Here is a 9,345-nt window from a genome sequence, read left to right on the forward strand (position 1 = left end):
GGTTGGGCTGAAAATAAGTCCATCGTTGAAACGATATGGGCAGAAGGAAGTAATTCTAAATCACTAATTGTCTTTTATGAAGATTGTGAGGAGGAACCAAAAATTGAATTTTAAAAAACTTTTCGATATGCAGCGACAGCTGGATAACCACATTATCAAAGAAAAAGGACTGGAAGGGCAGGATTTACTTGATAAAAAGATTCTAGCCTTGCAAGTGGAACTAGGAGAGCTTGCGAATGAAGCTCGATTCTTTAAGTTTTGGAGTAATGACCAGGAACCGAGGAGATGGTATCCGAACGAAAATGATGTATGCGAATCATGTAATGGCAACCCAATATTTATTGAAAATGGAAAAATCGTTGGGGAATGCAAGAACTGTGATGGCTGTGGAGTTCATTTTTACAACCCACTCTTAGAAGAATACGTTGACTGCTTACACTTTATTTTGAGCATTGGGTTGGATATAGGGGTAGAAATTCAATCAATTAATCCTCACCTACAAACTAGCGCTACTGACCAATTTGTAGAATTAAATTATCAATGCTATAGAGTGTTACAGAAATATGAGTGGGGTAAGAGTCATGCCAAATCAGAATGGATTTTACTTAGTGATCTATTCGTCGGTTTAGGCGAAATGCTCGGCATCACCTGGGAACAAATCGAACAAGCCTACCTATTCAAAAATGAAGTGAATCATGAACGACAGGAGAGCGGATATTGATGAATAAAGACTATCAAATGGCAACGATAGAGTCTGAGAATCAGAGGTTGAGAGGTTTGATTGATCAGTACCAAAAACGTGAGAAGAATCATTTTGTTAACTACGTGCTGTTTATCTTTTTAACGTTCCTGTTAGTGATTAGTTTGGGGATGATGATGTGATTAAGTTTACTGTTTTAGGAGATGCACAAGCGCAGGGGAGGCCGAGAGCGGGACGTACCAGGAGCGGACAAGTCAAAATGTACGATCCTCAATCATCAAGAACATACAAACAATACGTTAAGCTGGTTGCTTCTCAACATGCGCCAAAAAATTTAATTCTGGGTCCCGTGAGTGTTTCTATTAAAATTTACAGGCAAATCCCAAAGAGTATGTCAAAAAAGCTGAGAAAGCTCTCTTTGGATGAAATACACAGACCAACAAAGAAGCCGGATTGCTCCAATATAGCAAAAGGGATTGAGGATGCTCTGAATGGTGTAATTTACAAGGATGACAGCCAAATTGTGGAGCTTCAAGTTTCTAAGTATTACAGCGAAAAGCCGAGGGTTGAGGTCACTATTCAAGAGATTGATCAGGAGGTGTCTTGATGGTAGATAATCTTCCTAACAAAGTAGTGGAAATTGACCAGGTTAGGATTAATCGAGGGATTGAAAAGATATGCAAGTGCGATAATCGAAAATTTATGATTGATACGCAAAACAGACAAGTGAATTGTAGCAGCTGTGGAGCTGTTATAGATCCTTATGATGCCATGTACGAACTAGCCACAAATGGCGAAAAGTTAAGAAACCAGGTGGAGCAATTGCTGGAACAACGAAAGCAAATCGCAAATTATAAACCATGGTTAGTAACCATTAAACGGTTAGAAAAGCAATACCGAGGGAAAAAGATGCTGCCAAATTGTCCAAGATGTGCAGAACCTTTTTACTTAGAAGAAATAAAGCGCTGGACAGGTCGGTCATTTGCTGATGCAAGAATAACGAAATGGAAGGCCGAACATGGAGGTGACAACTAATGGCTGAATCTATGCACGGGCCGGTAATTACTTATTATCTAACGGATGAAGAGCTGGCCGAACGGCAGAAAGGTAGAGCTGCTAATATGTTTCATAAGAAAAAAGCGAAGCGGCAGCAAAGACAAGTGGATTATAGATGGCCGAAAGCTAGGAAAAATAAATAATAATTAGGTTTTTATGACTGAAGGTGATATTTTATGATTCAACTTTATGACCCTAAAACCAATTTGATAACAGAGACAACGTATGATTACTTAGAAAAACTAACAGGACTCACAAGAGGATCTTTGCAATCTGCCCGTTCAAGAGGCAGGAAAATTGGAACCATAGATTGCTATATTTTAAAACCCGATACAACCGTCCAGCAACGAAAGGAATGGTACTCAAAAATCAAATATCCGGATGAACATTGGCAAGAGATTGATGGCTCTGATGGTGAGTTCTTAATTTCAAATTATGGACGTTTTAAGAGGGTTTATAAGTATACCCATAAATGGCTGCTTCCTTTTCTTAAAAAGCGCCGGGGTTATCTCATGATTAAAGTTAAATTTAAAGGAAAGTACCAGGGTTATAAGATTTCAAAATTAGTGGCTCATCACTATTTGGGTGATCCTAAGCCCGGACAAGTGCTCAGGCACAAAAACGGGATTAAAACTGATAACTTTGCCGGGAATTTAGAGTATGTATCCAACTGTGAACTAGGTGAAAAAACAGGATACTTATCCAAAAGCAAACCGGTCTTACAGTTGGACCCTGAGACGGGAAAAATCATTGGTGAGTACAGATCCGCACGTGAAGCCGGTAGGAAAACGTATATGTCTTATACAGCTGTGTTAGATGTTTGTAATGGCATGAGAGAAGCGACTGTTGATGGGTTTGTGTTTAAGTTTGCTGAAGAGTATGAGGCGTATTTGACAGAAAATACGAAGTAGCGAGGTGAAGAAATGAAAAGGAAGTCGGAAATAGAGATAGAACATTTTTACTTTCCTTTTTGGTTTCTAGGCAGAAAAATAATCATCGCTTTTGTATGGGCTAAAAATAAGGGTGATTGGTGGTATAAAGGGGATGATGAATCAACAAGACGATTCTTTTGGATTGAAAGAAGTCGAAAAAGAGATATGACGCAGAACAATTTGTACTTCGGAAGATTAGCAATGTCTTTGATGGTAGGCAATTCATAGTCCGATTAAATTGCGCAACAGACCGAAAATGTGAAGTAGTTGAAAGGGTGATAAATGTGTACTTAGATACTGTTGAATGTCCTTATTGTGAATACGAAAATGATATGACAGAAGGAACTGTTGATTTACCTGATGATAATAAATTCGACCACGAATGCGAGAATTGCGAACGTGAATTTGAAGTGCATGTAGAGTTCAACCCTTCATACAGTAGCGGAAAAATTGAGTACGTTAATTGCGAAAAGTGCGGAAATGAAACAAGAGAACCAGCTAAAAGAGGAAAGATATTTCCTTTCCCTCAATCATTGGATGAAAACGTAGTGTGTAAACATTGTTTCTACAAAGGACACAATGAGGATTTTGAAAACGAGTAATGCACATTCTGAGGAAATAATGAAAAAGGTGATGATATGGAACAGGTCGATATTTACGAATACTTTGGCTTTGAAAGTGATCCGTTATTTCAGCAGATTAAACACCTGGATAAAGGGAGTTTTATAGAATTTCAACAAGGGATTATTAGAAAAAATGAAATGGGGATTCTGGAGTTAGAAACTGAGGATATCCATGAAGCATCCAAAGATCCATTTAGGCTTTATGAAAAGATAACAGCAATCATGAATGAAGATAGCATCTATGATGATTCAAAAAAATAAAAAAGCCGAAAGCGTGGCTCCCGACTTTACTCATCCTATATCCATTATACAAGGGGGCCACACAATGAACAAGGACAAGATGAAGGCTGAGATTAGTTTGAGTGAGAACGCTGTTTATCGTGTTGTGAACGGAAAATTGGATAAAGTAGATGTACCAGGTGAGGGGTTTGGAAAGCAAGTAATTACTTGGCAGAATGGTAAGCCTAGTCATTATGAGGTTTCATATACGAAAAAGTAAAAGGGGAATGGATAATGAAACGGATTGAAAAACGGAAATCAAATATTGATGAGTTACTTGAATTGATAAGGGAAAATCCAGATTTAGAAATTGTTCCAATGGTGGATACAGACATTATTGGTAGTGATGATTTTGCTTGGTGGGTTGCAAGCTGGGGTAGTGCAAGCATCGAAGAAATTTATAATCATGACGAAAGATGTTATGTCCGTTCAAAAGATGAGGACGAGGTCGGGGAATTGATTTTTGACAGATTAGAAATGAACAATCCTTCTTGGTCAGATTCTTACTTACAGGAACAAACGGACAAAGAACTAGCTGAAGTAGAATGGGAAAAGGTTATTGCAGTTAGAATAAACTTACCTTAGGTGTTGTGTTAAACAAATTAAATAAGCTACTGGAACAACCAGGGCACAGATTGAGCGTTCGCACGCTTGGTTTGTGTCCTTTTTTATTGGAGGTGTCGATATGTTTTGGATGAGTTTATATATCTTTGTTGGAGCTGCAGTCGCTGTATTACAGGATGATCCAGAGTACATCTACGAGGACGACACTGAAGAGACCATATGCATGTTTAAGCTGCTGTTTATCACAATGATTTGGCCAGTATATCTACTTTGGAAGTTGGTGAAGAAGTTTTGAAAAATATCTATAGATGGAAAGTTAGTCCATACCGCAAGGACAGAAGGAGAGGACCTGTATCACCTGTTAAACGAAGTGAATATGTTCAATCCTTATTTAAAGAAGCTGAGAGGTTTATAAAAGGGAAGGGGAATGATTGATGCAGATCTCATTTAAATTACCTGAAATTAACCGTGAAGATACCAAAAAGGCTGTGGAAGAGGCTCTAACAAAGTATCAAATGTTTTTGCTCATGGAACCAGAAGAGATATCGCCAAAAATAACGGCATCGTTCACTTTAACGCCACCATCAAACACCAATGAATTCCACTCTAAGACAGAGGATTTAGCCGTGAAGAGACTTGATCAGGAGATTGCCAGAAAACGTTACCTGAATAAGATAAGGAAGGCCGTGAACCGGTTAGCATACAATGAACGGTCCGTTATCATTAAACGATATTTGGGAAGTGATGATGTGTTTGATTATGAAGTTTATAATGAGTTGGGATTCAGCGAACGTAAGTATTATCGCTTAAAGTCCAGGGCTTTTTATAAGCTGGCATTCATTTTAAAAATCGAGGTGTATGAAGAGCAGGTGAAACCATCATGAATTTTGTCCAACCTATAAGAGATCCTGAAGTTATAAGGGCAATCAAACAATACTTAAAGGATAAGAGTGAACGTAACTACATGCTTTTCCTAGTGGGGATAAATAGTGGACTTAGAATTTCAGATATCCTGCCTTTACGTGTTAGTGATGTGAAAAGGCCATACTTTAGTTTGCGAGAAAAGAAGACTAGAAAGCAAAAACGAATTGACATGCCTCCTTCACTTAGGAAAGAGTTAAAAGCTTATGTAGAAGGAAAGGAAGACTTTGAGTACCTCTTTAAAAGCAGAAAGGGTATTAATAAGCCAATTGGTCGGAGCATGGCTTACAAGATATTAAGAGATGCTGCAGAGTATGTTAGTCTTGATGAAATTGGTACTCATACATTAAGAAAAACCTTTGGATACCACTTTTATAGACAAACAAAGGACGTTGCTATGCTCCAGGAGATATTCAATCATTCCAGCCCTTCCATTACCTTAAAATATATTGGGATTAACCAGGACAATTTAGATAAGGCCATGAAGGAATTTAAGATATGAGCTCATCATTCATTAGATGAGCTCTTTTATTTTGACTTTTTTCGCTATGAATCTACCAATTTATCCCTTTATCTTGTACAATGAAACATAATAAGAAGGTGTGTCATTCATTTTAGGGGATTTAATTCAAGTTAAGAATATCAAGGGGTTTGAGCGTTGGCTGAATGTAACACTTTATAAGATATGGGTAATTGATAGGGGGAATAAAAAATGGATAGCAGACCTAAAGTTTTTTTATCACATTCAAAAAAAGACAAAAAGATTATTGAGAAAATAGCTAATGATTTAAGAAAATATAAAATTGATTGTTGGTTTGATGATTGGGAAATCAATCCAGGAGAATCTTTACGTAAGAAAATATTTGAAGATGGTATTCCTTCATGTGATTTGTTTTTTGTTTATTTAACAGACAACTCAATTGATTCAAGTTGGGTTAAAAGAGAATTAGACGCTTCATTTATTGAACAAAGTAGAAATAAAGGTTTTAATATTGTTACATTTGTAGACAAGGAGGAAACGAGAAAAAATGTTCCATTAGATATTGCTAGTTTGCACTTAGCTATAATTAATGATGAAGAGTATGTGGATGGTTTATTAAAACTTGTATCAAGTGCATATCAATATAAAGTTAATTCAGTGATACATAAAAAAGATTTAGCTTACGAAAACCAAATTCTTGAGCTTAAAAATGAAATAAACAATTTTAAATTTCATTTGCAAAATTTAAATAATAGTAATGAAACCTTCGACAAAGTACAAACAATTCTAGATGTGGAAACTGCAAACATTGAGGGGAATTTTGAATCAATTAATAAATTATTAAAAATTCTCTACCCTTCACTCACATCTGGTTTAACTAGTATTGGCATTACAAACATATTAATTCAAAAATTAGATTTATTTGGCTTTATTGAAGATTATCCAGAAAGACGGGAAGCAGTGGATGAACTTATTACGCCTTTGGTTTTACATTCCATAATTGACGTTGAACGTCAAACAGAACAGTTAAGTACTATGTATTATTTATCGGAATTTGGGGTTAAATATGTGAAGCACATGAATGATAATGGGTTATGGTGAGAATAATTAATGGCAGACTTTTGGCAGAAAAAAGGCAAGTAAAACACACCAAAACCGTGTTATGATGTTAGTGAGTTAAAATAATGAGTTCATCGGCCACTTATCCATAGGATGGGTGGTCCTTTTTTTTAATTGCTTACTAGATACTCGGCGCTGTTGGCTGGGTGGTTATTGTGATATATTAGGTGTAAGAATAACAAACGGCGGAGGTGAGTCTGAATTTCTACTGAAACTTTTATTTGGGGTAGTTTATTTCAGATGGGTGCATTATTATTTGTTATTGTAGCAGGGAGAGAAAACATTTTTATTCCATACGAACATCAAGGTAAAACCAAATTAAAGGTTAACAAAGGTGCTCTGATTGGACACATTATCATGTATTTTGTTGTATTTGGCGGGGTATATTTTTATTTATTTTAAACATGTCATTTTTTAAGTCGTGTTACCATGCTATTATGTGTTAAAATATTTGAGTTTAGTAGTTCTATTTCTATTTTTGATGGTGTTGAGAGCCAGACATGAGAATCCTCCTTAAGAGAATCACTTATCCACAGGGTAGGTGGTTCTTTTTTATGGTCAAGTTTTTGATACGATATTCTTAGAGCCCAGCCAGTTTCAAAAGTATAGAGGAGGAGTGTGTTGGGGATTAATTATGGATTAAGTTAATTAACATTATAATTATTATTAGTGAATATAAAGTAGGAGTTATCCGAATAAATTACATTTTGAATTTTTAATGTTTAGAAGGAAATATTCTCCTTTTGTCGAATGTTGTAAAATGAGAAGTCGACAGAGGAGGAATTAGTAATGGACATAAACAACGATAATCATATTGTGAAAAAACTAATTGCTTTAAAAGAAGAGGATTATGAAAGAGTTGCAGTTTCGGCATATTTTGTTTGTAAAGATAATAAGAAAAATGATTATTACTTTTCAAAATCAGTAGAGTTGGATGACTCAATCACAAATTTCTTAAAAGAACATATTATTAAGAAAATAAGTGAATTTATGGATGCTGAAAATAACTTCGCAGTTCAAAATTATAATCAAGAATTTAAATTAACTGGATATATTGGAAGGTTCAATACTAAATCTTACTCTCATAGTAATAAGGCAGTAACAAATTTTGAATTACTTAGAAAAGCGTTAATTGATGATGAATTGGAAAAAATACAGATATCAAATTTCCAAATAATCACTTTAACATTAGAAGATGAACAAGTTAGTTTTTGCTTTTATAGAAGTGTGAAAAAACAAGCAAAAACTAAAAAGATAGCAATATGGTCATCCGAGGAGTTTAAAGCTGTTAGCAAAGATTTAGTAGAATTTGGTGGTAATTTTTCATTTTTTATGGATGATAAAAATATTTATATAGTAGATCCGAGACATTTTGAATGGGCTTTTGATTATAAAGATCATATAACAGAAAAAAGCAGAATTAATATGGAAAGATTAACTTCAATGAGCTTCTTTTCTGATGACACAACAAAAGAAGCATTTAGGAATGCATCAAATCATCATCTACTAGTAAGAGGTATTGCTAGTATGGATGAAAACATTATTAGTGAAGTTGAAGAGCATTTTAATGATAGAGTAGATGAATTAAAAAAAATTCGAGATAAAAGGGAAAACATTAAAGATGAAGATAAATTAAAAAGATTTAAAAGTGAAATTGGTGAACTTGATGATTTGATTAATTATATTGACTTTGATAATAAAAAGGTCATTTTTAAAGAAAATGATAACCCAACACCATTGTTACATTTTTTTCAAGACAAAATAGTAGAATCTTTTTTAACTAAAAGAATAAAAGTCGCAATGAGTTTGGGTTAAATAGAAAAGAGGGAGATACATGTGGGGTAAACGAGCCCAAGGTATCCTATGGTTTGTATCTTATACACCTGTATTTATGATAGCTATTTACAGGTATTACTTCGAAGACATCGTTAAAGGAAAAAATCTTTGGAATTATAATATTCCAGAAAATTTATTGCATGTATTCTTTATTTTAATTTTATTATTCTTTTCTATTGGCATATATTATTTCATCCCAAAGTTGATGTTTCGTAACATTGAAAGAAAGATTTCGAACTATGATAAAGGGAAAGATATATATATTAAAGAATTTAAAAAACCAAGTTTAAATGATTATACTTTCTTCTTATTAACCTTAATCTTACCTTTAATTACAGTGGATTTTAAATCTATAGTGAGTCTGACTATATGTATTGCAGTAATCTTATTTATAATCTTACTATTAACTAAAATTGATTATATTATTGCGTGTCCTATATTTTTCGTCTCTAAATATAAGGTTTTTAATGTTAGTTTTGTGTTCATTACAGATAAAGAAGAAAAATATAAAACCAAAGGATTCGTAATTACGAAACATGATGATTTGTACAACAAAAAATTTAAAATTGTAAAGCTTATAAAAAATGTATACTACTTGAAGTAAAGACATCTCAAAAGAGGTGTTTTTTTATATACAAAATTTTCAGGAGTGTAATAAAATGAAAAATTTAAAATGGTATCTAAAACAGCTGTTACCATTAACCTATCGCACCCAATATGAATCCGGTGGGGAAAAATATTTCACAGTTTGGAAGATGTGGCTTGGCAAGATCTATGTTGATAGTGTTGTAGTGAAGGAATAATAAATTTAAAGGACTGGTAATGGACCATTGA

18 protein-coding genes are annotated in these 9,345 nt (G+C 34.3%); all 18 read left to right on the forward strand.

Going from position 1 to position 9,345, the window contains the following annotated elements:
* Positions 1-103: 103 nt before the first annotated feature.
* The 18 genes from ACZ5OK_RS04585 to ACZ5OK_RS04670 all read left to right on the forward strand — a co-directional run bounded on the left by ACZ5OK_RS04585 (position 104) and on the right by ACZ5OK_RS04670 (position 9,314).
* Positions 104-721 carry a dUTP diphosphatase gene (locus tag ACZ5OK_RS04585; protein ID WP_343839677.1) on the forward strand — a complete coding sequence of 206 codons (618 nt, stop codon included), beginning with the start codon at positions 104-106 and terminating at the stop codon, positions 719-721.
* Positions 721-882, forward strand: a complete 162-nt coding sequence (locus ACZ5OK_RS04590; RefSeq protein WP_343839679.1) for a hypothetical protein — start codon at positions 721-723, stop codon at positions 880-882. The genes ACZ5OK_RS04585 and ACZ5OK_RS04590 overlap by 1 nt, the downstream gene beginning before the upstream one ends.
* The gene (locus ACZ5OK_RS04595; protein WP_343839681.1) at positions 879-1,307 is read left to right on the forward strand and encodes a RusA family crossover junction endodeoxyribonuclease; all 429 of its coding nucleotides are present in this window, start codon (positions 879-881) and stop codon (positions 1,305-1,307) included. Before ACZ5OK_RS04590 ends, ACZ5OK_RS04595 begins: the two co-directional genes overlap by 4 nt.
* The gene (locus ACZ5OK_RS04600; protein ID WP_343839683.1) at positions 1,307-1,735 is read left to right on the forward strand and encodes a hypothetical protein; all 429 of its coding nucleotides are present in this window, start codon (positions 1,307-1,309) and stop codon (positions 1,733-1,735) included. Before ACZ5OK_RS04595 ends, ACZ5OK_RS04600 begins: the two co-directional genes overlap by 1 nt.
* Positions 1,735-1,899: a hypothetical protein gene (locus ACZ5OK_RS04605; RefSeq protein ID WP_343839685.1), complete on the forward strand. Its 165-nt coding sequence runs from the start codon at positions 1,735-1,737 to the stop codon at positions 1,897-1,899. Before ACZ5OK_RS04600 ends, ACZ5OK_RS04605 begins: the two co-directional genes overlap by 1 nt.
* A gap of 33 nt (positions 1,900-1,932) precedes the next feature.
* Positions 1,933-2,667 carry an NUMOD4 domain-containing protein gene (locus tag ACZ5OK_RS04610; RefSeq protein WP_343839687.1) on the forward strand — a complete coding sequence of 245 codons (735 nt, stop codon included), beginning with the start codon at positions 1,933-1,935 and terminating at the stop codon, positions 2,665-2,667.
* 305 nt (positions 2,668-2,972) lie between these two features.
* The gene (locus tag ACZ5OK_RS04615) at positions 2,973-3,290 is read left to right on the forward strand and encodes a hypothetical protein (protein WP_343839689.1); all 318 of its coding nucleotides are present in this window, start codon (positions 2,973-2,975) and stop codon (positions 3,288-3,290) included.
* A gap of 36 nt (positions 3,291-3,326) precedes the next feature.
* Positions 3,327-3,572 carry a hypothetical protein gene (locus tag ACZ5OK_RS04620; RefSeq protein ID WP_343839690.1) on the forward strand — a complete coding sequence of 82 codons (246 nt, stop codon included), beginning with the start codon at positions 3,327-3,329 and terminating at the stop codon, positions 3,570-3,572.
* A gap of 64 nt (positions 3,573-3,636) precedes the next feature.
* Positions 3,637-3,810, forward strand: coding sequence for a DUF3954 domain-containing protein (locus tag ACZ5OK_RS04625; protein WP_343839692.1), 174 nt, complete (start codon positions 3,637-3,639; stop codon positions 3,808-3,810).
* Between the two features lie 14 nt (positions 3,811-3,824).
* On the forward strand, positions 3,825-4,175 hold the full coding sequence (locus tag ACZ5OK_RS04630; RefSeq protein ID WP_343839693.1) for a hypothetical protein: 351 nt from the start codon (positions 3,825-3,827) through the stop codon (positions 4,173-4,175).
* Between the two features lie 100 nt (positions 4,176-4,275).
* Positions 4,276-4,449 carry a hypothetical protein gene (locus ACZ5OK_RS04635; RefSeq protein WP_343839695.1) on the forward strand — a complete coding sequence of 58 codons (174 nt, stop codon included), beginning with the start codon at positions 4,276-4,278 and terminating at the stop codon, positions 4,447-4,449.
* Positions 4,450-4,588: 139 nt separating this feature from the next.
* Positions 4,589-5,038: an ArpU family phage packaging/lysis transcriptional regulator gene (locus ACZ5OK_RS04640; protein WP_343839696.1), complete on the forward strand. Its 450-nt coding sequence runs from the start codon at positions 4,589-4,591 to the stop codon at positions 5,036-5,038.
* Positions 5,035-5,577: a site-specific integrase gene (locus ACZ5OK_RS04645; RefSeq protein WP_343839698.1), complete on the forward strand. Its 543-nt coding sequence runs from the start codon at positions 5,035-5,037 to the stop codon at positions 5,575-5,577. The genes ACZ5OK_RS04640 and ACZ5OK_RS04645 overlap by 4 nt, the downstream gene beginning before the upstream one ends.
* Positions 5,578-5,787: 210 nt before the next feature.
* Positions 5,788-6,657, forward strand: a complete 870-nt coding sequence (locus tag ACZ5OK_RS04650; RefSeq protein WP_343839700.1) for a toll/interleukin-1 receptor domain-containing protein — start codon at positions 5,788-5,790, stop codon at positions 6,655-6,657.
* A 258-nt stretch (positions 6,658-6,915) separates the two neighbouring features.
* Positions 6,916-7,077, forward strand: a complete 162-nt coding sequence (locus ACZ5OK_RS04655) for a hypothetical protein (RefSeq protein WP_343839702.1) — start codon at positions 6,916-6,918, stop codon at positions 7,075-7,077.
* Positions 7,078-7,464: 387 nt separating this feature from the next.
* Positions 7,465-8,490, forward strand: a complete 1,026-nt coding sequence (locus ACZ5OK_RS04660; RefSeq protein ID WP_343839703.1) for a Kiwa anti-phage protein KwaB-like domain-containing protein — start codon at positions 7,465-7,467, stop codon at positions 8,488-8,490.
* A gap of 19 nt (positions 8,491-8,509) precedes the next feature.
* Positions 8,510-9,115: a hypothetical protein gene (locus tag ACZ5OK_RS04665; protein WP_343839704.1), complete on the forward strand. Its 606-nt coding sequence runs from the start codon at positions 8,510-8,512 to the stop codon at positions 9,113-9,115.
* A 55-nt stretch (positions 9,116-9,170) separates the two neighbouring features.
* Positions 9,171-9,314: a hypothetical protein gene (locus tag ACZ5OK_RS04670; protein ID WP_343839705.1), complete on the forward strand. Its 144-nt coding sequence runs from the start codon at positions 9,171-9,173 to the stop codon at positions 9,312-9,314.
* Positions 9,315-9,345: the final 31 nt, after the last annotated feature.

This window comes from Salinibacillus aidingensis, from assembly GCF_055393355.1.